Annotated in this window: 16 protein-coding genes and 1 pseudogene; 5 read left to right on the top strand and 12 right to left on the bottom strand. The window is 62.8% G+C overall.

Features of this window, described 5'->3' with window-relative positions:
* Positions 1-175: 175 nt before the first annotated feature.
* The 4 genes from QQS38_RS25350 to hpnN all read right to left on the bottom strand — a co-directional run bounded on the left by QQS38_RS25350 (position 176) and on the right by hpnN (position 7,904).
* On the bottom strand, positions 176-3,211 hold the full coding sequence (locus QQS38_RS25350; RefSeq protein WP_479648100.1) for a type VI secretion system Vgr family protein: 3,036 nt from the start codon (positions 3,209-3,211) through the stop codon (positions 176-178).
* Positions 3,212-3,500: 289 nt separating this feature from the next.
* The gene (locus QQS38_RS25345; RefSeq protein WP_479648099.1) at positions 3,501-4,268 is read right to left on the bottom strand and encodes a TSUP family transporter; all 768 of its coding nucleotides are present in this window, start codon (positions 4,266-4,268) and stop codon (positions 3,501-3,503) included.
* 41 nt (positions 4,269-4,309) lie between these two features.
* Complete coding sequence (locus QQS38_RS25340; RefSeq protein WP_479648098.1) at positions 4,310-5,275, bottom strand: MlaA family lipoprotein; 966 nt, start codon at positions 5,273-5,275, stop codon at positions 4,310-4,312.
* Positions 5,268-7,904: a hopanoid transporter HpnN gene (gene hpnN, locus QQS38_RS25335; protein ID WP_479648097.1), complete on the bottom strand. Its 2,637-nt coding sequence runs from the start codon at positions 7,902-7,904 to the stop codon at positions 5,268-5,270. The genes QQS38_RS25340 and hpnN overlap by 8 nt, the downstream gene beginning before the upstream one ends.
* 233 nt (positions 7,905-8,137) lie before the next feature.
* Here hpnN and QQS38_RS25330 point away from each other — a divergent pair, with 233 nt between their 5' ends.
* Positions 8,138-8,734 (top strand): MlaC/ttg2D family ABC transporter substrate-binding protein, encoded by a 597-nt coding sequence (locus QQS38_RS25330; RefSeq protein WP_479648096.1) that lies wholly within the window; start codon positions 8,138-8,140, stop codon positions 8,732-8,734.
* A gap of 25 nt (positions 8,735-8,759) precedes the next feature.
* Here QQS38_RS25330 and QQS38_RS25325 read toward each other — a convergent pair whose 3' ends face one another.
* From QQS38_RS25325 to ispH, 4 genes are all read right to left on the bottom strand, one after another.
* Positions 8,760-9,404, bottom strand: coding sequence for a response regulator (locus tag QQS38_RS25325; protein WP_479648095.1), 645 nt, complete (start codon positions 9,402-9,404; stop codon positions 8,760-8,762).
* The gene (locus tag QQS38_RS25320) at positions 9,401-10,831 is read right to left on the bottom strand and encodes a cache domain-containing protein (RefSeq protein WP_479648094.1); all 1,431 of its coding nucleotides are present in this window, start codon (positions 10,829-10,831) and stop codon (positions 9,401-9,403) included. The genes QQS38_RS25325 and QQS38_RS25320 overlap by 4 nt, the downstream gene beginning before the upstream one ends.
* Before the next feature lie 129 nt (positions 10,832-10,960).
* Complete coding sequence (gene hpnH / locus QQS38_RS25315) at positions 10,961-12,112, bottom strand: adenosyl-hopene transferase HpnH (protein WP_479648093.1); 1,152 nt, start codon at positions 12,110-12,112, stop codon at positions 10,961-10,963.
* Positions 12,113-12,122: 10 nt separating this feature from the next.
* Positions 12,123-13,067, bottom strand: a complete 945-nt coding sequence (gene ispH, locus QQS38_RS25310; protein ID WP_479648092.1) for a 4-hydroxy-3-methylbut-2-enyl diphosphate reductase — start codon at positions 13,065-13,067, stop codon at positions 12,123-12,125.
* Between the two features lie 407 nt (positions 13,068-13,474).
* Between ispH and QQS38_RS25305 the strand changes: the two genes are divergently transcribed.
* A complete protein-coding gene (locus QQS38_RS25305; RefSeq protein ID WP_479648091.1) occupies positions 13,475-14,656 on the top strand; it encodes a glycosyltransferase in 1,182 nt (393 codons plus the stop codon).
* 10 nt (positions 14,657-14,666) lie between these two features.
* Here QQS38_RS25305 and QQS38_RS25300 read toward each other — a convergent pair whose 3' ends face one another.
* From QQS38_RS25300 to QQS38_RS25290, 3 genes are all read right to left on the bottom strand, one after another.
* Positions 14,667-15,182 carry a hypothetical protein gene (locus QQS38_RS25300; protein WP_479648090.1) on the bottom strand — a complete coding sequence of 172 codons (516 nt, stop codon included), beginning with the start codon at positions 15,180-15,182 and terminating at the stop codon, positions 14,667-14,669.
* A 101-nt stretch (positions 15,183-15,283) separates the two neighbouring features.
* On the bottom strand, positions 15,284-16,294 hold the full coding sequence (gene hpnA, locus QQS38_RS25295) for a hopanoid-associated sugar epimerase (protein ID WP_479648089.1): 1,011 nt from the start codon (positions 16,292-16,294) through the stop codon (positions 15,284-15,286).
* A 65-nt stretch (positions 16,295-16,359) separates the two neighbouring features.
* Positions 16,360-19,506, bottom strand: a complete 3,147-nt coding sequence (locus QQS38_RS25290) for a sensor domain-containing protein (RefSeq protein WP_479648088.1) — start codon at positions 19,504-19,506, stop codon at positions 16,360-16,362.
* 166 nt (positions 19,507-19,672) lie between these two features.
* Between QQS38_RS25290 and QQS38_RS25285 the strand changes: the two genes are divergently transcribed.
* Together QQS38_RS25285 and rarD are read left to right on the top strand one after the other, a co-directional pair.
* Positions 19,673-19,969 carry an acylphosphatase gene (locus QQS38_RS25285; RefSeq protein ID WP_479648087.1) on the top strand — a complete coding sequence of 99 codons (297 nt, stop codon included), beginning with the start codon at positions 19,673-19,675 and terminating at the stop codon, positions 19,967-19,969.
* Between the two features lie 73 nt (positions 19,970-20,042).
* Positions 20,043-20,954 (top strand): EamA family transporter RarD, encoded by a 912-nt coding sequence (gene rarD / locus QQS38_RS25280; protein ID WP_479648086.1) that lies wholly within the window; start codon positions 20,043-20,045, stop codon positions 20,952-20,954.
* Here the strand turns inward: rarD and QQS38_RS25275 are convergent.
* Positions 20,942-21,481 (bottom strand): Mpo1 family 2-hydroxy fatty acid dioxygenase, encoded by a 540-nt coding sequence (locus QQS38_RS25275; RefSeq protein ID WP_479648085.1) that lies wholly within the window; start codon positions 21,479-21,481, stop codon positions 20,942-20,944. The genes rarD and QQS38_RS25275 overlap by 13 nt on opposite strands.
* A 441-nt stretch (positions 21,482-21,922) precedes the next feature.
* Here QQS38_RS25275 and QQS38_RS25270 point away from each other — a divergent pair.
* A pseudogene (locus tag QQS38_RS25270) lies at positions 21,923-22,236 on the top strand (type VI secretion system tip protein VgrG); the annotation flags it as partial.

Genomic DNA, 22,236 nt, shown 5'->3' with positions numbered 1-22,236 from the left:
GATGCTTTGCAGCCAAACATCGAGCGAATGAATCGCCGAATGGACGTCCTCAGGCGAGATCTTAACGAGCGGCGACACGAACACGTCGGTCGGCTTGGGTTGCAATACGGTCGCGTCGGCCATGGCGTCGTTATGCTTCTTCTAGGAGTATTAAGGACCACTAACGAATCGATGATCAGCCGAATTTCGGCATCGAAAGGCCGCCGAGGCCGCCTTGCAGCGCATGGCTGATCGCAGGCGCCGCGGTGCCGAGTTGGTTGACCTGCGAGAGCGCGCTTTGCGCGCCCGAAGGTAGCACCTTGGCGATGGCTTGTTCGGCGAAGCTCATTCCTTGTTGCATCGCTGCTCCCATCCCCGAGGAAGCGCCTTCGGACGAAGCCGCCGCCGAACCCGCGAATCCATTGCCCGAGCCATTTGCCAGCGATGGCATCAATTCCCCGAGCGAGTCCCCTGCATCGGCCGTTGCACCGCTCTGTTCGCCATTCGCGCCGTCCGCTGTCGGCCACTGTGGCGTCTCGAACTTGCTCGCGGTTTGATCTTGTTTGCGGGGATCGTCGCCGAATTTGACTTGCACGACGCCAGACGGTAGCCCGCTCACGATCGTCTTTCCGCTCGCATCGAGCGCACCCTTGTTCAGCAGCCCACCGCTCGAATCGAACACGGAAAACGCTCCGCCTTTCACCGCGGCTTCATTCGCGTACTTGTGCACCAGTTCGAGCTGACCGGGTGCGTCCGGCCGCGCCGAAGGCAGCGGATAGCCCATACTGGCCGGGCCGTTGAATAGCCGCTGCGCGCCTTTCACATCGACGGTGCCGGGCCCGTGAATCTCGATGTTGCCGCCCGCGATCTTGATGTAGGCGCCGCCGCTCGTGAGCACGATGCCTTGATCCGCCGCGATCTCGATCGCGTCGGTGGACGATACGATCTTCACGCCTTTCTGCGCGGTGAGTTCGACGTTGTCCGATTGCGCTTGAACCTCGATCTTTCCCTTCGCCGCGAACAGTTTCATGCCGGCGTTCTGCACGAACAGGCTCAACTTTTCGCCGACGCTCGCCAGCAATGACTTTCCGGCCGCAAGGTGCATGCTCTGGCCGGTTGCGAAGTTCACATGATCCGTCGCCGACACATGAACCGACTGCTGCGTCGACAGACCGATGCCCGCGGGGCTACCGAAAAGCAGCACCGGTTGCTCGAACCCGTTCGCGTTGCCCGAGCCGCCTCCCGCGGTGCGGCCACTGCTCGAGACGGCGCCCGGCACACTCTTGCGCGTGGCATCGGTGTAGGCGCGCATGGCCTCGTAGCCGTCCTTGAGGCTTTCGGCTTGGTGCAGCTCGCTCGCTTGCGATAACGCTTCGACGACGCTCTCGGCGTTGATCAACTGACTCTGCGATTCGCTGACGTCGAGGGGCTGGCTGCCCGAACCCTTGGCATACGTCGAGACGTAAAGCCCTTGCCCCGCCCGGATCGCACCGTAGGCGTTCGATTTCAAATCGAAGCCGCTGCCGAGGTACGCGCCGCGCGTATTGTTCGTGTGGTCGACCAGATACCCCAAGTGCAAGTGCGAATCGGCGCTGGTCGAATAAAGATGGATGCGATTTTGCCCGGTGGCATCGTCCATCACGAGTTGATTGAAACCGCTTCCCGCGTATTCCTTCGACCGATATCCCGACAGCAACCCGTGCGTATGCCACGTCGGCGGGGTTGCGCCCCCATGCATGCGACTCAAGATCACGGGGCGGTCGCAATCGCCTTCCATGAATCCGACGATGATTTCGTCGCCCTTGCGTAGCGGGTAGTGTCCGCCGCGACTGCTGCCGGCATCGGGAAACGCTGCGCGCACCCAAACCGATGCGCCTTCGTCGCCTTCGTTACGCCGATTCCACGGAAACCACACCTTCACCCGGTTCAATGCATCGGTATAGATTTCTTCGTCGTTCGGCCCGGCGATGATCCCGGTCTGCAACTGCATGACGGGCTTGCGATGCTCGAGTGCGCTGCGAAACGGCGTGCGCCGGCGTTGCGCTTCGATCTCGACTTGAAAAAAGCCTTCGCTGCCATCGGGATGTTTGACCGCGACGCCGCCGATGCTCGCGGCAGCGGCATGATTGACCTCGGAGCGCAAACTCTCGGCGAAATCCGCAACATCATCCATGCCGGGCAGATTGTTGCGGATGATCCACGTGGTGCCGATGATGGCGAACTCGCGATCTTGCGGCGCATCGCGGTCGTGGACGGGATGACCCGTCAACGTGAACCAATGGCCGGGACTGGCCGAGCGCAAGCTGCCGATGCCGTGATAGCGCTTCGCTTGCGATTGCCATGCTTGCGTGCGCACCGCGGCCTGATGCTCGCCGCGATCGCGCGGCCCCCAGGTGTAGGCGCCCGTGTAGTCGTACACCTCGCCTTGCGCGGGAATGTCGTCATGCGCGTTGATCGCGCTCGTGACTTCCTTCGGCAAGTCGGGACGCTTGTAATCGAACGTGCGGGTCGTGAGCGTCGCGCTTTGGATCGCTTGCTGTTCCTTCCATTGCGTGAGACCGTCCACTTCTTCGCGCAACCCGGTGCGGCGAAACTCGACTGTCTTGGGCTCGAGTTCAGGCAGAAAATACGCGTCGTCCATCAACACGAGCGTGTGCGATTTGCCGTCGGACGCTTGTTCGAAGCGGCCGAAGACGCCTGCTTCCTCGAGGCTGCGATGGACGAAATTCCAGTCGTATTCCCATTGCACGCGATTCGAATACTGCGGCATGGGCTGCCGCAAATCGAAACGATAAGCCCCTTGTGCTTGCGGATGCTGGTCGAAAACGTCGGCGATGATCTGTTCGCCCGTTTGCTCTTGCCAATCGCGCATGTCGCGCCGCAACCGCAGAAAATGCAGCCACGAGGAAAATCGCAATTGATAGTAAGTGAGCGACCCGTCCGCCCCCAATCGGCTGAACGCATGAACATAGCCGTGGTACGGCAGATAGGCGCCGTCGGTTTTCTGCAGCCAAAGCGTGACCGCTTGTCCGATTAGCGCGTCGAGCTTGATCTCGCTGCCGCGGATCGAGGCGACATCGACAATGAATTCGTAATCGCGCCCAAGCTGCGCGCTGCCTTTTGCCTGAAGCGGCACGAGCCAATCCGCACCAAGCGGTGTATCCAGCTTGAGAAGACGATTGCGCTGGGCTGCGCCGTAATAGAGCGCATCGACGAGCGTATTGGACGTCATTCCGCCATTCCTTTAGAGCAAGGGCTGCGCTATCGACAGCGCTAGGGAGGCGGTGATTTTAATAGACCTACATGACGAAATCGATAGCGATTGCGTTCAAAATATGCGAATGGCACGCGCAATCAGATTTGTCGGCCTGCGCGGTGTTTATCGTGCATTGACGGCAGAAAAAAATACTTGGACGCCCTGGAAGAAGTTTGCAATATCGGAAATATTTCCTCGATTACAGAACGATCTGTATAAAGTTGCGCCTGATTACCGAACGTCGCTTCCCGGCTCTCGAATAGGGCTATGCACCCATGGCTTTGCGGATCATTTGGCCGGCGGCGCCGAGCACGAATAGCAAGACGATGATTCGAAAAGCGTGCGGCGGTAGTTTGTCGCGCAGCGGGCGCGCGATCAGCATGCCGGCGATGACGGGGATGCTGGCAGCGGCAGATATGAGCAAGTCCGCGCTCGACGCATGGGCGCCGCTCTTGAAGGCAAGCAGCAGCGTCACGATAGAAACGACGAGAATCATGGCCATTTGCTTCGTGAACGCTTTGCCGCGGACGCCGGAGGAAATGAGGTAGATGGCGAGCAGGGGCCCAGGAATCGACGCGATGCTTTCCATCAGCGCCGCGCCGAAGCCCAGCGCGAAACCGATCGGCTTGACCCAGCCCGGCGCGAGCGTGAAGCGCGGCGAAGCCAGCAGCAAGAGGGCGGCCAAGGCCAACAGCGCACCGGCCGCAGCCTGTGCGTGATGGGGTTCGAGGGAGATGAGAATCGACACGCCGACGATATTGCCCAGCACCGTCCCCACGAGCGGCGCGATGATGCGGCGCGCCGTGGAGAGCGTTTCTCCGCCTTCCAAGGCCTGCGGGATGTTGCCGAGAATGACCGGCATCGACAGCAGCAGCACCGCCTGCTTGACCGGCATCATTTGACTGAGGATCGGCATGGCCACGAGCGGCACCCCAATGCTGACGATGCCTTTGACCATTCCACCCACGAGCAGCGCGGCGACGATACCGGCTAGGGCATAAGGATCCATCGCATGCAAGGTGGAACTCAACATGCCGTGAGCGGTAGGAAACATGATTTAGGTGTGGCTACGATTCATTGCGGCGGGTTCATGCCGTTCGACGGGGGCGCGCCCGCGGGCGCATTGAACGGCGGGATACCGGATGCCGGCGCCGGCGCCGAGGCGGGCGTGGGCGCGGAAGCCGGCGTCGCGGCGGAGGCACTTGCAGCAGGAGCGGCCGCAGAAGCCGCAGGAGCCGCAGAAGCCGCAGAAGCCGCAGAAGCGCCCCCGGGCGCCGACGCCGCGCTTGCCGCATCGGGCGCGGTGGCGCCCGTGCTGCTTTCGTCCTCGTCACCGTAATTGGGCAACGCGGGCGGCTTCGACGAATCCGCGCCCAGTGCGGCGCGACGTTGCTGCGTATATGCGTCGCGCACGAACGAATACTTGTCGAGCGCGGCTTGTTCCAGGATGTTCGTCGCGCCGAGCATGTCGGAGCGTGCGCTGACAAACTGCAGGGCGTACAGCGGCCTGCGCGAATCGGTAGGCGCGTAAATCAGCGGGCTGAAGCGCGTGTCGACGGCAAGCCCCACGCCGTCGCGGAACGAACTCGGTCCAAAAATCGGCAGCACGAGGTAAGGGCCCGACGGTATGCCCCAGCGGCCGAGCGTCAGGCCAAAGTCTTGATGATGCTTCGGCAAGCGGGCCGGCGTGGCGAAATCGATCAGCCCGCCGATGCCGAAGGTGGTGTTCATCGCGAAGCGAATCAAATCTTGCGTGGCATCGGTGATCTTCAACTGCAGCAATTCATTTGCGAAGTTGTTCAGATCGCCCAAGTTCGAGAAGAAGTTGCTGATCGCCGTGCGCAGCGGGTGCGGCGTGATTTTCTGATAGCCCTTGGCGATCGGCACGGCCACGGTGCGATCGATCGTGTCGTTGACCTTGAAGATCGCACGATTCATGGGCTCCAAAGGATCGCCCGCGGTGCGCTGATCAGGGCTTGCACAGCCGCCCAAAAGGGCCGCGGCGAGCACCGCCGCGGACAAGGTTCGTAGGTTATCCATCGATTCCTTCTAATCCATTCTTTTGGGCGCGAGCGGCGCGCGGTTTGCCCATGAGCACGGGTTGGAACACCACCGCGCCGATGAGCGTGCAAGTAAGCGCCAGCGCCAGCAGGCGGCCCATGCTGGCAGTGCCGGGATGGTGCGATAGCCATAGGCTGCCGAAGGCCGTGGCCGTCGTGGCGGCACTGAACAATACCGCATGCGTGAGGCTCGACGCGAGCAGGCTCGTCTGGCCGGCGCGCCACGCCATCACGAAGTAGACCTTGAAGGCGACGCCCACCCCGAGCATCAGCGGCAACGCAATGATGTTCGCGAAGTTCAGCGGCATGTCGAAGGCGACGCAGAGCTCGAGCGTGACGAGCGCGGACACGAGCAGCGGAATCATCGTCCGCAGGACATCGCCGAATCGGCCCAGCGTGACCCACAGCAGCAGCGTGATCGAAAGCACTGCCCAGGCCGCCGCTTGCAAGAACGCCATGATGATCGTATCGGCCGAATGCAGGATCGAAATCGGTCCGCCGATCGCGCTCGGCTCGGCCTTCTTCACGGCGTGAGCGAACCGGCGCAGCATCGCATCGTCGCTCGAGTCGACGCCCGGCGGCACGCGCGGTGAAATTTGCACGAGCGCGCGGCCGTCCGGGGCGACCCAATCGCGCACGAGTGCGGGCGGCAAGGTTTCGCGCGTGATGACCGACGGCTGCAGCAACGTCGTGAGTTGCCGCAGCGCAAGCCGCAGCGAGGTCGAGAAGGCGGCTTCGGCACGGTCGCGCGCCGCGGCGTCCGCGGCCGCGAGCTTGACGAGCGCTGCCGAGAGCCGCCGCGCCTCGTTGGCGCCGGGGCCGGGATGGTCATCGGCCGCATACGTCAGCTGATTCGATGCGCGTTTTAGCGCGGCGACACGCTGCGCATCGGCCGCCGGGGGCGCGGGCGGTTGCGTCAGTGCGGGCAGAAGGGTTTGCGCGGCCTGCTCGATCAGGGAAATCTTTTGCGGTTGATCGGGCGGTATGAAGCTCGTGAGCGTGGTGGCGCGCCCAACTTGGGGCAGTGCGCCGACACGGCGAGCCGTCAAGTCGGCCGCGGCAAGCGACGGCGCGAGCACGGCGACATCGTTGATCGAAGCTTCGGGCGAATTTTTCAGCGACGACAGCGTCGCCATCGATTCGGTGGTCGGGTCTTTCAAATGCAGCGGGTTGAAGTCGAAACGCAGATGCAGCAGCAACGGCGTGGCGCCGAGCACGACGACCAGCGTGCCCAGCAAAATCGGCTTGCGGTGCTCTTGCAGGAAATCGTCGATCGGCGCCAAGCGCGCGAAGCCCGGGCGCGACGCCTCGCCGGGGGGCGCCATCAGCTTGAGCAGCGCGGGCAGTAACGTCATCGTACTGAAGTAGGCGACGATCATGCCCACGCCAGCGATCAGGCCGAGTTCCGACACGCCGCGGTAGGCGGTGGGCAAAAACGAAAAGAAGCTGGTGGCGACGGCTGCCGCCGCCAAGGTCAGCGGCAGCCCCATCGAGTGTGCGGCGCCGACGAGCGCATGGTCGAGCCGAGGGTCGCGGTGCCGTTCCTCGCGGTATTTCACGCCGTATTGAATGGCGAAATCGGCGCCCAAGCCGATGAACAGCACCATGAACGCGACCGAGATCATGTTCAGCGAGCCAACCATCATCAGGCCGAGCGCTGCCGTGATCGGCAAACCGACGGCCAGCGTGACGAGCACGGCCAGGATCATCCGCTTCGAACGCAATGCAAACCAGAGAATCGCGAGGACGACGAGGAGCGTGCCGATGCCGTTGACGATCGCACCGTCTTCGACCGAAGCGAATTCCTCGTCGGCGAGCGGCTGTGCGCCGGTCAGGCGCACGACGGCGCCATAGCGCTTTTGCAGATCGAGCTCGCGTGCCACGGTGCGGATCGTCTCCGACGCCTGTGCACCGGCTTGCAATGCGCCGTAGTTGACGACCGGTTGTACCGTGACGAACGCTCGGGCAGGTTGACGGGCTGCATCGGCGTCGACGAGCGCCCGCCATGAAAAAGCCGCGCTTTTACCGGCCAGGACAGCATCCACGGTATCGGCCGCCCGTGTCAGCAGGTTGGCCATGGCGGGCAATTGCACTTGCCCCGACTGCAACGGCAGCCCGAGCATCGTCGACAACGTGGTGGCAAGGCCCGTCACGCTCGGATCGTGGGCGAGCGTGTTGATGAGCGGGCGCGCTTGCGAGAGTTGCGCCGTCGTCTTCGCCACGCTGTCGGCCGGCAAGAACAGCATGCCGTTGTGTTCGAACAGCGGGCCGCCGCCCGGCTGCGACACCGCACCGACCCGGGCGCGGTAGGCGGGGCTCGAGAGCCCGCTGGCCAGCGCATCGGCGGCGGCGTCCGCCAACTCGGGCGCGCCGGCCTCGACGACTGCGAGGATGGTCTGATCGCGATCGGGGAACGCCCGGTCCATCGCGTCGCTCAGCGCGGACCATTGCGCATCGGTTTCGATGAGCTTGCTGACGTCGGTGTTGATCTTGAAATGCCGCGTCACGTACACGCCACTCGCCGCCGCCAAGACGAGCGCGAGCGCGACGATCCAAACGGGGCGGCGCACGGAAAAGGCGACGAGACGAACGATGAGAGGCGTCAGCATGAATCGACCGGCAGGGGAAATCGGGGGAGCAAAACGCCTGAGTATACCGGCGGACGGCTCATGGGCCCCGGATGCCACGCACAGCGGCGCGGAACCGGCCATGCCCGGCATGCGTCCAACGCCAGGATGGCCGCACTAGGACCGGTATACTGCCCGGATCGCACCATGACCGCATTCGCGTGCCTAGGCTCGAGCGGTGCTATCGATCCCTTTTCAAACGAGTTCGACATTCCATGAAACGTCATTTGTTTGCATTTCTCACCGCGGCGTTCGTCAGCGCCGCCGCCTGGGCTCAATCGGCTCCCGTAGACGTGGTCAAGCAGGCTGTCGTGGGCACCGTGGACGCCATGAAGCAAGATCCGGCCGCGCGCGGCGGCGATATGCAGAAGATCACGCAAATCGTGCAAAGCCACTTCTTGCCGGCTACCAACTTCGAGCGCACTGCGCGTATCGCCGTGGGCGATGCGTGGAAGCAAGCCACCCCGGCGCAGCAGCAAGAGCTGACGAAGCAATTTAAAGTCCTGATGACACGCACCTACGCGGCTTCGCTCGCGCAACTCGGCACCCAAGATGCGCGCTTCGCCTTCAAGCAGGATCAAGCGACGGGCAACGATGCGTTGGTCATGTCCACCGTCACGACGCCCGGCGACAGCCAGCAGGTCGGCTATCGGCTCGGCAAAGCCGGCAGCGAATGGAAGATTTACGACATCGACATGTCAGGCGCGTGGCTCATTCAGGTCTACCAGAGTCAGTTCAAGCCGCAATTGGCCAAAGGCGGCGTCGACGGCCTAATCAAGTACCTCACCCAGCACAACGCCCGCAGCGAGTGAGCGGCAGTGAGCGAGCGGCCTCCGGTCAACGCCGGCGTCGCTCGACGGCGAACTTGATGAGTTCGGCCTGTCCTTCTATCTCGAGCTTGCGTTTGACGTTCAGCCGGTGCGTTTCCACCGTGCGCACCGAAAGCCCGTAGCGCTCGGCAATCTGTTTGCTCGACAGCCCTTCCGCGAGCGCATCGAGAATTTCGCTCTCGCGCGGCGTCAAGCGCTCCGCCGGTGTCTGCAAAGTGCTGGCTTGAATCATGCGTGCCGCGATTCCGGCGCTGAAGAACGTGCGGTTCTGCAGCACGGCCGCAATCGCGTGAACGATCTCCGTGGCCGGCGAGTCCTTCAAGACATAGCCGCTCGCGCCGGCCCGCACGGCCTGCGTCACATACTCGATGTTGTCGTGCATCGACAGCATCAGTACGCGCACGGCGGGGAAGCGTTCGTGGAAGACCCCGGCCAGCGCGATGCCGCTCATGCCGTTCATGCCCACGTCCATCAACGCGAGATCGGGCGACAGTCTTTGCGCAAGCGTCAGCGCTTCCTCGGCGTTGCCCGCTTCTCCAGCCACGACGAAGCCGGGCACGCCTTCCAGCCGTAGCCGCAAGCCGTCCCGCACGAGCGGATGGTCGTCGACGAGGATGATGCTCGCGGGTCGCGAGGAAGCAAGTGTGTTCATAGACGATGAGTGTCTTGCGAAGAATCGGCCGCTCGCGCCGGTGCGGAGTGCGCTAGCGGCACCGATGCGGCGACGACCGTTCGACCCGGTTCCGATGCGATCGTCAGCGTACCAGCGAGCGCATCGAGCCGTTCGCGCATGTTGCGCAAGCCGATACCGCCGCGAGCATCCGCGTGCACGCGTTCGATATCGAAGCCATGCCCGTCGTCGGCAATCGTCAGATTCACGGCTCGTTGGGCAACGGAGAAGGCGAGCGTGACATGCGCCGCCTGCGCGTGCCGCACGATGTTCGTCAGCGCTTCCTGAGCAATCCTGAACAATGCAGTGTTCACTGCCGCCGGCAGCACGGCGGCGCGCGAGGCGGCGTCCGTTTCGACACGCATGTCGATTGCCGTCTCCTCGCCGAGTTCGCGCGTCAACTGCTCCAGCGCTGCGGCCAAACCGAGGTCGTCGAGCATGGAGGGACGCAGCGCATGCGAGATGCGCCGCACTTCGCGCAGGACATGCGATAGCCGCGTCAGGGCGGTGCCGAGCGCCGATTCGGCACTCGGCACGCGCAGTTGCGGGTGGCTCGCGTGTTCGAGGCGTGCGAGCGCCGATTCGAGCAAGAGCTTGACCGACACCATCATTTGACTGATGCCGTCGTGCAGCTCGCGTGAAAGTCGCGCGCGCTCATGCTCCTGCGATTCGACGACTTGTTGCGCCAGCCGCTTGAGCTTGGCGTCGGCGCTGCGATATTCGGAGACGTTCAAGAACAGCGCGCAGGCCGTAATGACCCCGAAGCCGGCGAGTGCGATGACGCCGATCCACGTCATGGTGCGCGTGATATTGGTCGAAGCGCTTGCGTCGATCCGCGTGAGCGCCTCGGTGACGCCGTCGAGATAAATGCCCGTGCCGATCATCCAGCCCCAGCGCGGCAACGGTACGACGTATCCGAGCTTGGGTTCGAGGCGATGGGTGGACGGACGATGCCAAACATAGCGCACGTAGCCGCCGCCCGCGTTCGCGGCCGTGATGAGCCGCTGTATCGTCAATGCGCCGCGAGGGTCTTTGAGCTGCCACCAATTGTGGCCGACGAGATCGGGCTCGCGCGGGTGCATCAGCGAGTTGCCCTTCATGTCGTAGACGAAGAAGTAACCATCCGGCCCGAAGTCCATGCGCTGCAGCATGGCAAGCGCTTCGCGTTGGTGCGCCTCGTCGTCTTTCGCGTCGCCGCCGGCCTCGTAAAGCGGCGTGATGGCCGTCACCGCGAGGTCGACGTAATGCTTGAGTTCGGTCCTCTTGCTCGAGAGATACGCGGCTTCCACGGTCTCGCGCTGCGCTTTGACTAGCGCGGCGGCCTGCAGGCGCACACCGATGCCGATGCCTGCGATGGCGATGACGAACGGAACGATCGCCAGCAAAAAGATCTTCGTCTTGATCTTCATCTCGACAGCGCCGCATTCGTGAGAACGGGCATTCGTGTGAACAAAACAGCGTAATGTGCGGCCGCAAAACAAAGCGGCGCGGCCCTTCGGGACCGCGCCGCTCTAGCGAGGCGCACCAAGAACCGAAGCTTAGTGTACCGCCGCCGTGCGTGCGTTTTTCGTATTGGCTGCGCGGCCGATTTCTTCGAGCTTGATCTCGACGTGGCGCGAGAAGACATATTCCGCGGGACGCTGCTTATCGAGCGGAATGTCCTTGGCGAATGCACCGTCGATCTTCGGGCCGCGCATGCTCACCCCCAGGGCCTTCAGCGGATGCGCCACGGTATCCATCACGGCCGTCGCTTCGAAGCCGCTGTGAACCATGCAATCGGCGCACTTTTCGTAATTGCCGGTGCCGTACGCGTCCCAATCCGTTTCTTCCATCAGCTCTTTGAAGGTCTTCGCATAGCCTTCGCCGACGAGATAGCACGGGCGCTGCCAGCCGAACACCGTTCGCGCGGGGTTGCCCCACGGCGTGCAGTGATAGGTTTGGTTGCCCGCGAGGAAATCGAGGAACATGGCCGATTGGCTGAACGACCAGTTCTTGCCGCGATTGCCACGCTTGAAGATCTCGCGGAACAAATGCTTGGTCTTGTCGCGATTCAGGAAGTGTTGCTGATCCGGCGCGCGCTCGTAGGCGTAGCCGGGCGAGACGGTGATGCCGTCCACGCCCATCGGCCCCAGCGTATCGAAGAATGCCGCGACGCGCTCGGGTTGCGCATCGTTGAACAACGTGCAGTTGATGTTGACGCGAAAGCCGCGGCGCTTCGCCTCGCGAATCGCGGCGACGGCCTTCTCGTACACGCCTTCTTGCGACACCGAATGGTCGTGCATCGCCTGGTCACCGTCGAGGTGGACCGACCAAACGAAGTACGGGCTCGGCTCGTAATCGTCCATCTTCTTTTCCATCAACAACGCGTTCGTGCAGAGATAGACGAACTTCTTGCGCGCGATGATGCCCTTGACGATGGTCGGCATTTCCTTGTGCAGCAGCGGCTCGCCGCCGGCGATCGAGACCACGGGGGCGCCGCATTCGTCGACTGCGCCGAGGCATTCTTCGACCGACAGCCGTTGATTCAGAATGGGATCGGGATAATCGATCTTGCCGCAGCCGTTACAGGCCAGATTGCAGCGAAAAAGCGGCTCGAGCATCAGCGCGAGCGGATAGCGTTTGTTGCCGCTGAAATGTTGGCGCGCGATATAAGCGCCCACGCGGACTTTCTGCAAAAGCGGGATCGACAAGGCAACCTCCTTAAACTTGGCGTGCGTCGGCAGGCTCCATGAGCTTTGCCGGCAGCTTGAATTCAACTTTTTCTTCCCGGCCTGCCATCGTCGAAACTTCGACAGGGCCTAGCGCGCGCAGCGCATCGATCACGTGTTCGACCATTTCCTCGGGCGCCGAGGCGCCGGCCGTAATCCCGACCGTCCCCGCTGTGGCGAACCACTCGCGTTTGAGCTCCGAGCCGTCGGCGACCAGATAGCTCGGCACACCCGTTTCGGCGCCGATTTCACGCAGACGGTTCGAGTTCGAACTGTTCGTCGCACCCACCACGAGCAAGACGTCGACTTGCGCACTCAATTCGCGTACCGCGGCCTGCCGGTTCTGCGTGGCATAGCAAATATCGCGCGTATCGGGACCGACGATATTGGTGAAGCGCTGCATCAGCGCTTCGATGATGCCGCGGGTATCGTCGACCGACAGCGTGGTCTGCGTCACGTAGGCGAGCGGCGTGTCCTGGGGCAGGTCGAGCTTGGCGACTTCGGCTTCGCTTTGCACGAGCAGCACCTTGCCCGGAATCTGGCCGATCGTGCCTTCCACTTCAGGATGCCCCGCATGGCCGATCAGGATCAGCGTGCGGCCCGCCGCGACGTATTGACGGCCTTGAACGTGCACTTTCGTGACGAGCGGGCACGTTGCGTCGAGCACATCGAGCCCGCGCGCCTGCGCATCGTGCTCGACGTTTTGCGCCACGCCGTGTGCGCTGAAAATAGCGACTGCCCCGTGCGGCACCTCGTCCAATTCTTCGACGAAACGCGCGCCTTTACTACGCAAATTCTCTACGACGTGCCGGTTGTGCACGATTTCATGCCGCACGTACACGGGCGCACCGTGCCGTTGCAATGCGCGGTCGACGATTTCGATCGCGCGAACGACGCCCGCACAAAAGCCGCGGGGTTGAGCAAGGATGACTCGCATTTATGGCGAACTCCGACCGAATCGGGATATCGGCCGCCGGCACTTAGCGGCGTGATCGCCCAGATTCCAAACCTATTATTAGAAAGCGGGCGTGATAGCCGGCAAACCAACCCAAACGCGCATTCTAACGCTATCGGGCCTAGAACGCTGCCAGCAAGCCAGGCAGGCGTTGCAAGAATGCCAGCAGGCGAGGTGGCGCGGCTTGCGCCAACGGCCGCGGCAAGCCGGTAAACTAGCGGGCCGCGCGCATTTCACTGCGTTTCGTTCGCGCCGATGTTTGCGCAAATCCTTTCATTTTCATTTCGATGACCGCGTAGGATGCCCTCCGTTCACTCTTCATACCGCTTCACCCCCGGCGCAGCCCGCCGTCGTCGGTCCGCCGTCCTCGTTGCCGGGACGGGGCGCGCATGACCACCGCGCTCTTCGGATTGTCGGCGCTCTCGCTGATCATATGGTGCGTCCTGCTCTTCGCGCGGGGCGGGTTTTGGCGCACGCGCTGCGCGCCGCAAGTTGCCGCCGAAGCCATCGAAGCCTTCGGCGCATGGCCCGCCGTAGTCGCAGTCGTGCCGGCGCGCAATGAAGCCGACGTGATCGGCGCGGCCGTGACGTCGCTGATCGAGCAAGCCTATGCGGGGGCGTTCCACGTCGTCGTCGTCGACGATCACAGCACCGACGGCACCGCCGAAGCCGCACGCGCCGCGGCGCTCGCGCGGGGCGTGCCCGAGCGGTTGACGGTGATCGCTGCCGAGCCGCTGCCCGCCGGATGGTCCGGCAAGGTGTGGGCTCAGTCGCAGGGCATCGCCGCCATCGAAACGCGCGGTCTCCCGGCCGATTTTCTACTGCTGACCGATGCCGACATCGCGCATCCGCCCGATGCCGTCGCGCAGCTCGTTGCGCGAGCAACGATCGAGCGGCGCGATCTCGTTTCGCTGATGGTGCGGCTGCGTTGCGATTCGTTCTGGGAAAAGGCGCTCATTCCCGCGTTCGTCTTCTTTTTCGCCAAGCTGTACCCGTTCAAGTGGGTCAACGATCCTCGCAACAAGACGGCCGCCGCGGCCGGCGGGTGCATGCTCGTGAGGCGTGCGGCGTTGGAGGAGGCGGGCGGCATGGCGTCGATCCGCTCCGCCCTGATCGACGATTGCTCGCTTGCGGCGCGCATCAAGCATCGCGGCCAAGGCCGCCATGCGATCCGTCTGGACGTGGCCGCGAGCAGCCACTCGCTACGTCCGTACGACGGCCCGGGCGAAATCTGGAACATGATCGCGCGCACGGCTTTCACGCAGTTGCGGTATTCGCCGTGGCTGCTTGCGGGAACTTTGGCCGGGATGGGGGTGATCTATCTCGCGCCGCCCGTGGTTGCGATGGCGCTCGGTCCGCTCGGCTGGCCCGCCTGGCTCGCATGGGCGGCGATGTGCTGCGCCTACGCACCGATGCTGCGCTATTACGGCCGTTCGCCCTGGTGGGCGCCCGCGCTGCCGCTCGTTGCGTTGTTTTACGTCGGTGCGACGGTTGCGTCCGCCATGCGTTACTGGCGGGGCAAAGGCGGACAGTGGAAAGCGCGCGTGCAAGCGCCTGCGCAGGGCAAATGAGCTCGCGCCGTCATGACTGAGTCAGCATGAGGTAGAGCTGAACGGCGGCGTCGGGGGAGAACGTGAACGGCACCCAGCCGTGACCCGTATGCCGCGCGACCAGCAGACGGTCGCCGTTCGCTTGTTTCTGCATCGCCATGGCGGGATTTTTGGTCGAAGCGAAACGCCAGCCCGGCGGGAGCGCCATCGGCGGCTCGGGTGTCATCGAGGCGCGTGCGTTGGCGAGTTCCTCGATCAATTGACCGATTTGCTCGGGGTGCAGCGTGACGGACTCGGAGCCGATGCCGAGCGTCAGCGCGTTGTTCGCCGGACGCGCGACGCGCAGTGTCGGCCGTGTATCGCTTTGCGCGGGCGTTTCGTCAGCGGATTGCTTCGCCTCGCGAGTCGCGTGTGGCTCGGCCGCGGCGGGCGCCTGTGCCTGCGCGGCATGCCGTGCCTGCTCTGCGGCCGCTTGGGCGAGCCGAAGGAGTTCGCTAAGCCGATCGACCTGCGCGTCGATCGCACCGATCTGTTCTTCCAAGTTCATGCGGCAGCTACTTCAACCAAAGAGACGCGATTCTACCGGCTGCGTGGCATCTCTATTCGCGCGTGCCGTCGTCCAGTTGTAACAAAATGCACGCGCGGCGGTCACGGGTGTAAGTAGCCCGCTTCGCGAAACCATTGCAGCGCATCGCGCAACCCCTCGAGATATGGCCGAGCCCGGTAGCCGATTTCCTGCTCGGCCTTCGCCGACGTGAAATACATTTTGTTCTTCGACATCTTGAGTCCGTCGACGGTGACGAACGGCTCGCGCTTGGTCAGTTTCGCCACGCATTCTGCGCCGAATGCGAGCGGATAGAGCGGCCAGCGCGGCAAGCTGATCGATGGGGGCTTACGGCCCGTTTCCTTCGCAATGTCGGCCAGCATTTGCTGCAGCGGTAAATTTTCACCGCCCAGAATATAGCGTTCGCCGATCTTGCCGCGTTCGAGCGCCAGCAAATGACCTTCGGCGACATCGTCGACATGCACGAGGTTCAAGCCCGTGTCGACGAAGGCCGGAATTTTGCCGAGCGCGGCCTCGACGATGATGCGGCCGGTGGGCGTGGGCCGCACATCGCGCGGACCGATGGGCGTAGACGGATTGACGATGACGGCGGGCAGCCGGTCGCGTTCGATCATGCGCTCGACGGCGCGCTCGGCCAGCACTTTGCTGCGCTTATAGACGCCGATCGCCTGCTGCGCCGTGAGGGGGGCGGTTTCGTCGGCTATGCGCCCTTCGCGCGTGACTTTCAGCGTTGCGACGCTGCTCGTGTAGACGATGCGCTCGACGCCTTCGGCGAGCGCGGCCCGCATCGTCGCTTCGGTGCCTTCCAGGTTGGCGCGTTCGATCTCGGAAGGATCGGGCGCCCATAGCCGATAGTCGGCCGCCACGTGAAAGAGATATCGCACGCCGCGTAGCGCGGCCCGCATCGAGCGTTCGTCGCGCATATCGCCGAGGACGACCTCTGCGTCGAGCGATTCGAGGTTTTTGCGTGGACTCGTGGCGCGCACGAGCACGCGCACGCGCATGCCGCGCGCGAGCGCCGCGCGTGCGACGGCAGAGCCGACGAAGCCCGATGCGCCCGTGACGAGCACGAGATCGCGGGAAGATTCGGTCATGGTATGGCGCGTATGGATTGGTTACGTCGATGCGCCGAGATTGTACTTGGTGTTCTGTCCGAGCCTCAGGCGTAGGTCATCGTGCCTTGGTTGAACTGCGTGATGAAAGTGTGCGCGTCGGCGGCGGGCATCGGGCGCGCGAAGCGATAGCCCTGCACGACACCGCAGCCGTGCCGGCGCAGAAACGCGAGTTGCGTTTCGGTCTCCACGCCTTCGGCCACGACTTTGAAGCCGAGCGCGCGACCGAGCGAAAGAATCGCGCGCGTGATGACTTCATCCTCGCGGTGCCGGCCGATGCCGGAGACGAACGACATATCGAGCTTGAGCCGTTCGGCGTGGAAGTTGCGAATGTAGGACAGGCTCGAATAACCGGTGCCGAAATCGTCGATGGCGATGTCGATGTCCATCGCCCGTAGCGCACGCAGCACGTCGAGTGCGCCGCTCGTCATTAGCGCACCTTCGGTGATCTCGAGCTCGAGCAATCGCGGCGAAAGCCGTGCACGCGTCAGCGCGCGCTGCACGACGCGCAGGATATCGGCGCGCGCAAATTGGCGCGGCGACAGATTGACCGACATGCGCAAGCCCGGCAGCGACGCTTGCCACACTTGCGCTTGAAAACACGCTTGCTGCATCACCCATTCGCCGATCGGAACGATGAGGCCGTTTTCTTCCGCGATCGGTATGAAGGTCGCGGGACTGACCGGCCCGAGTTCGCCGTCGGTCCATCTCAACAGCGCCTCGACGCCGGTTACGCGGTTCATATGGAGATCGACTTGGGGCTGATAGTCGAGGCGGAATTCGCCATTGGCCAACGCAGCCCGCATGCGGCGCGACAGGGCGAGTCGTTCGTCGGCGCGCCGGCCCAGATCGGGCGTGAAGCGTTGCAGCGCATTGCGGCCGTTGGACTTGGCGCGATACATGGCAAGATCGGCGCGACGCAGCAGCGTTTCCGGATCGCCGCCGTCGCTGGGAAAGCATGCGACACCGATGCTCGTTTCGACATAGAACTCCGTATCGTCGATCCACACGGGCCGCGCGAATGCTTGCGAGGCGCGGGCGAGCACCTCGGTGAGGCGGTCTTCCTCCCCGTTTTCGGGGATCACCATGACGAATTCGTCGCCGCCATAGCGCGCCACGGTGTCCGAGGCGCTCACGCAGGCGGAAAGACGCGCGCTGATTTCCTGCAGCAGGCGATCGCCGATCCCGTGGCCGAGGCTGTCGTTCACATCCTTGAAGTGATCGATGTCCATGAACACGACTGCGACGCGAGTGTCGTCGCGCTGTGCATCGCCGATCGCCTGAGCGAGGCGTTCATTCAGGCGATAGCGGTTCGGCAGCGAAGTGAGCGAATCGTAGTTGGCCTGTTTGCTCAGTAAGTCACGCGATCGGACGAGCTCGGTTACGTCGTTGACGACACTGATGTGATGCGTGACGTTGCCGTACTCGTCACGCACGGGCGCGATGTAGATCTGATTCCAAAACAGGGTGCCGTCGCGCCGGTAATTGCGCAGCAAAGTCGTGACTTCGCGCTCTTCGGCCAGAGCGTGCCGGATCGAATCGATGCCTTCCTGCTGCCGGTCTTCGCCTTGCAGGAAGCGGAAATCCAGACCTTTGACGTCTTCTACCGAATACCCCGTGATGCGCTCGAAAGCGGGGTTGGTGTATTCGATCAAGTTGCCGTCTTCGGTCACGCGCGTGATGAGAACAGCATTGACGATGGCATCGAGTGCGCGGCTGCGCAAATGCAGTGCAAGCTCGACGCCCTTGCGTTCGGTGATGTCTTCGTAAGTGGCCAAGAGACCGATGACTTCGCCACGCGCGTTGCGCAGCGGCACCTTCGTCTTACGCAACCACCGCCACTCGCCGCTCGCCGCGGGGGAAAACTCTTCGTAAGTCGCCAGGGGCTCGCCGCTTTCAATGACTTGGCGGTCCCGGGTGCGAGCATTCTCGGCGCCGTCGCGCCAGGGTAGCTCGTCGTCCGTCACGCCTACGATTTGCGCGGCATCGGTTAGACCGACATCGTGCGCAAACGCGCGATTGCATCCGAGGTAGCGCGATTGCGTATCTTTCCAAAAGATGCGCTGCGGCACGCTATCGATGACCGCCTCGAGCATTTGTTTCGATTCGCGTAACGCTTCCTTTGCGTTTTCTTTTTCGGTTACGTCGATGGACACGACGAAGCACGCGCGGCGATGCGCATAGGTCATGAAGTGATACGACGCTTCGACGGAAAAGCGCGAGCCATCCTTGCGCACGTGCGTTCGAACGTGAGTGGAGCCGCTCGTCGTGCCGCATGCCGATGCCAGTTCGACGAAACGCGCCATGAACTCGGCGCTGTCTTCTGGAGGACGCAGCGCAGCGATCGACATGCCCGCGAGTTCGTCGCGCTCGTATCCGTACTGTCGCACCGCGGCGCCGTTGATTGCGGCGATGGTGAGCGTTTCGACATCGTAAATGAGCATCGGCAGCGGATGCTCTTCGAAGTACTCGCGAAAACGCGCTTCGCCCTCCTCAGTTGAAATGCGAGCCCGTGCGCGTTCGAGGCCGAACCGATGATTCGCGAGAAAGCCGTAGACCAGAAAAACGAAGGCCGCTGCCGCGGCGGACGCGAAGGCAATGCGCTCGGAGGCATAGCGGCGTGCCATCTTGCTCTCGCGCGCGCCGGCGGACAGGTCTTGCTCGGCGTCGAGGCGGCGCAGATCGACGCTTACTCGATGGCGGCTCGTTTCGACGGCAACCAGCGCACCGCGCGGCAATTCGGCCGCTCCTGGCCGCACGCCGCTTAGGGCTTGCGCGACGCTGCGCTGCCATTCGTGGGTGGCCGCGCGCAACGCTTCGATGTGCTGCGTCCGCTCTTGCGACGAATCGCGATTGCGCGCCAATGCGTCGAGCGCTTGCTCCGCGCGCTCGATGCGCGAAACGGGCCATGGCGTTGCGCGCGAGGCCGGATCGGCAACCAAGCGCAGGAAATCGGCGTCCGCATCAGCGTAAAGGCTCTCGAGATGCTCGACGTTGTCACGGATTTGTAACGTGCGAGTGAACTGCGCGTCGTCGAGTTCGCGTCCGGCAAAAATCTGGCTGGCGCCGAACGCGACGATTCCGACCGCGATCGCGCACACCGCGACGGTCAGGATGGCAGTGTTGTTGTCATCGAACCAGCTTTTGAGCAAGCGGGTGCGACCGATTCTCGCCCCATGATCCTGTAGCGCCACCCCGAGTCTCCTCTCGCCAATTGACCTGTCGCGCATAGGCAATCAATGCATTTAACGACCGGCAAACGACTTTTCTTTAGCGCTGAGCGCCGAGAAGGCGTTCAAAGCCTTCTCGGCATGGCGATTACAATGCGGCGTTAGTGAAATGGATGCTGGAGAGCGGGCAATGGAAGGGCCGGATTTGGACAAGAAGGTCGAGACGTACTACGTGCGTGTGCGTGGCGTTGTGCAAGGGGTTGGTTTTAGGCATGCGACCCTAAGGCAAGCGCATGCGCTTGGCATTACCGGTTGGGTGGCCAATGTGGCCGATGGCTCCGTCGAAGCGATGTTGCAGGGCTCGGCCAACCAAATCGATCGGATGCTCGAATGGATGCGACGCGGGCCGCCTTCGGCGCGCGTGACGGAGTGTGTGAGCGAGGAACGCAAGATCGATAAACGTTTTGCGCGTTTCGAACAGCACTGAACAATCCCACAGTTTGAGTTTTGAACGATCTGCGCTAACGAACCCGCTCGGCGCTGAACTGCTGAGTAAGAAAATGAAAAGACAGGACATGGGGCGGGGCATTGCGCTATCGGTTGCGGCGACGACATTATTCGCGCTTTTATCGGTGTATACCCGAATGCTGCGCCCGCTCGATGGGCTCGATATTTTCGCGTGGCGCATCGTATGGACCGTGCCGGGGGCGTTGATGTTGGTCGCGCTGCGGGGGCGCAGCGCACAGATGGTGCAACTCATGTCAGCCGCCGTGCGCGAACCGTTGCGAGGGCTGATGTTGTTACTCGCGAGCGGCTTGCTGGGCGCCCAGCTTTGGCTGTTTATGTGGGCGCCGTTGCACGGGCGCATGCTCGAGGTGTCGCTGGGCTATTTTCTGCTGCCGCTCACGATGGTGCTGGTCGGCCGCTTCCATTACCGCGAGCGATTGGTGCCGTTGCAATGGTTGGCCGTGGCCTGCGCTGTCGTGGGCGTGGCGCACCAATTGTGGGTCACGCATGCGTTTTCGTGGCCGACGCTGGTAGTGGCCATCGGCTATCCGCCTTACTTCGTGGTGCGTCGCAAGTTGGGTGGCGATTCGCTCGTGACGTTCGCGGTGGAGGTGCTGCTGTTGCTGCCGGCAGCCGTGCTCGTCATCGCGATGAGCGCCGGAGCACAGGCGGCGTTGCAACGGCCGCTTTTGTGGGCGTTGCTGCTGCCAGGGCTGGGCGTGTTGAGCACGATGGCGCTTGCGAGCTATCTGAAGGCAAGCCGTATGTTGCCGATGGCATTGTTCGGGATTCTGGGCTATGTCGAGCCTGTATTGCTCGTTTTGTTTTCGGTGACGTTTTTGGGCGAATCGTTATCGGCGCAACAGCTCGGCACCTACGTCCCAATTTGGATAGCCGTCGTGGCGACTGCCGTTCATAGCGTGTTGTTATTGCGCATGCGAGACGGCGTCGCTCAGATCGGTTGATGCCGGTTGCGCTGGTCTTCGCGTAGCGCGCGGGCTTTTCGATCGACGCAATCACGCAGTGCGCCGCGCCAGCCGAAACCGAACAGGATTTCGGCAAGGACGAATAGAGGACCGATGACAAGGCCGATCAGATCGTCGGCGAACGCCGGCTTGCGATGTTCATACGCGACATGTCCCACGAATTGGAAAATCCAGCCGACGATGAATAGGCCGGCGCCGCTGCCGGCCCAGGCGATCGTCGATGCTTGGGCGAGTAGTGCGCCGATGACTAGACAGACCGCCGAGATCAGCGCCATGAGAAACCCGAGCGCCGCGTCGAGCACGATGTAATAGACGGTCGCGCACAGGAACAGGACCAGCGCGGGGGAGAGGCCGAAGGGCAACGCCCCGACATGCCATTGAGGGCGACTGAGCAAAATGGCCAACGCAAGCACGATCATCGGAATGCCGACGAAGTGTGTGGCCATGTTGCGCCGATCGCGATGGTAGGACGCATATTGTGCGAGTTGGTCGGTTAGCGTCTTCATGTGAGGGGGTGCCTTCGTCGATGCGAGCTGCTATGAATCTGCGAAACATCGCATGCGCGGGTTGGATCTTCAAGCGATTGAATGTTTCATTCGCATAAAACATGGGCGGCGGTTGCCGCGGCGTGCCCGCGGGCGCTTGCGGCCATGTCTGCTGGACGTGCTCGCCAATTGGCTTTGCCTTTCCTTGCAAAGCTGTAAAGCGCTAGCTAGCTACGAGGCCTTTCATACCGCCTAACTGCAGGCATCGCTGGTAAATCGGTAAAAAAGGCGGTGCGCTATCGGTGCCCCTGTGGAAATCGGAAAATATATCTTATGTACAGATTGGTATAGCTCGAGACTATCCGCAATTCGCCGGTATCTTTGTCGATTTCCTCTTGGGTCTGAATTAGAATTCCGTGCTTCTGGAAATCTTGCGGCCGGTAGATAGGCAAGGAGTGCGGCATGGCGTTCGGTGCGCTTTTCGACGCGCTGTTCTATGGGAATGCGCAATACGCTCGTTTAATCAAGCTGGATACGCCGTTGGGCAAAGACTGGCTTGTGCCGCTACAGGCGAAGGGCAGGTCTCGGCTCGGGCGCGACTACGAGTTCATCGTCGATGTCGCCTCGTCGCAGGGCGATCGAATCGAACTGAAGGCGCTGATTGCGCAGCCGGTGACGTTGTGGCTGCAGCAAGCCGACGGCTCGTATCTGCCGCATCACGGCTATGTGAAAACGTTCTCGCGGTTGGGTAGCGACGGGTATCTCACGTTTTACCA

The organism is Trinickia sp. Z7 (assembly GCF_056498045.1).
This window is presented reverse-complemented; position numbering and strand designations above follow the sequence as displayed.

Coding starts and splice junctions, on each gene's coding strand:
- QQS38_RS25350 (WP_479648100.1), bottom strand. CDS start 3,211: ATGACGTCCAATACGCTCGTCGATGCGCTCTATTACGGCGCAGCCCAG.
- QQS38_RS25345 (WP_479648099.1), bottom strand. CDS start 4,268: ATGTTGAGTTCCACCTTGCATGCGATGGATCCTTATGCCCTAGCCGGT.
- QQS38_RS25340 (WP_479648098.1), bottom strand. CDS start 5,275: ATGGATAACCTACGAACCTTGTCCGCGGCGGTGCTCGCCGCGGCCCTT.
- hpnN (WP_479648097.1), bottom strand. CDS start 7,904: ATGCTGACGCCTCTCATCGTTCGTCTCGTCGCCTTTTCCGTGCGCCGC.
- QQS38_RS25330 (WP_479648096.1), top strand. CDS start 8,138: ATGAAACGTCATTTGTTTGCATTTCTCACCGCGGCGTTCGTCAGCGCC.
- QQS38_RS25325 (WP_479648095.1), bottom strand. CDS start 9,404: ATGAACACACTTGCTTCCTCGCGACCCGCGAGCATCATCCTCGTCGAC.
- QQS38_RS25320 (WP_479648094.1), bottom strand. CDS start 10,831: ATGAAGATCAAGACGAAGATCTTTTTGCTGGCGATCGTTCCGTTCGTC.
- ispH (WP_479648092.1), bottom strand. CDS start 13,067: ATGCGAGTCATCCTTGCTCAACCCCGCGGCTTTTGTGCGGGCGTCGTT.
- QQS38_RS25305 (WP_479648091.1), top strand. CDS start 13,475: ATGACCACCGCGCTCTTCGGATTGTCGGCGCTCTCGCTGATCATATGG.
- QQS38_RS25300 (WP_479648090.1), bottom strand. CDS start 15,182: ATGAACTTGGAAGAACAGATCGGTGCGATCGACGCGCAGGTCGATCGG.
- hpnA (WP_479648089.1), bottom strand. CDS start 16,294: ATGACCGAATCTTCCCGCGATCTCGTGCTCGTCACGGGCGCATCGGGC.
- QQS38_RS25285 (WP_479648087.1), top strand. CDS start 19,673: ATGGAAGGGCCGGATTTGGACAAGAAGGTCGAGACGTACTACGTGCGT.
- rarD (WP_479648086.1), top strand. CDS start 20,043: ATGAAAAGACAGGACATGGGGCGGGGCATTGCGCTATCGGTTGCGGCG.
- QQS38_RS25275 (WP_479648085.1), bottom strand. CDS start 21,481: ATGAAGACGCTAACCGACCAACTCGCACAATATGCGTCCTACCATCGC.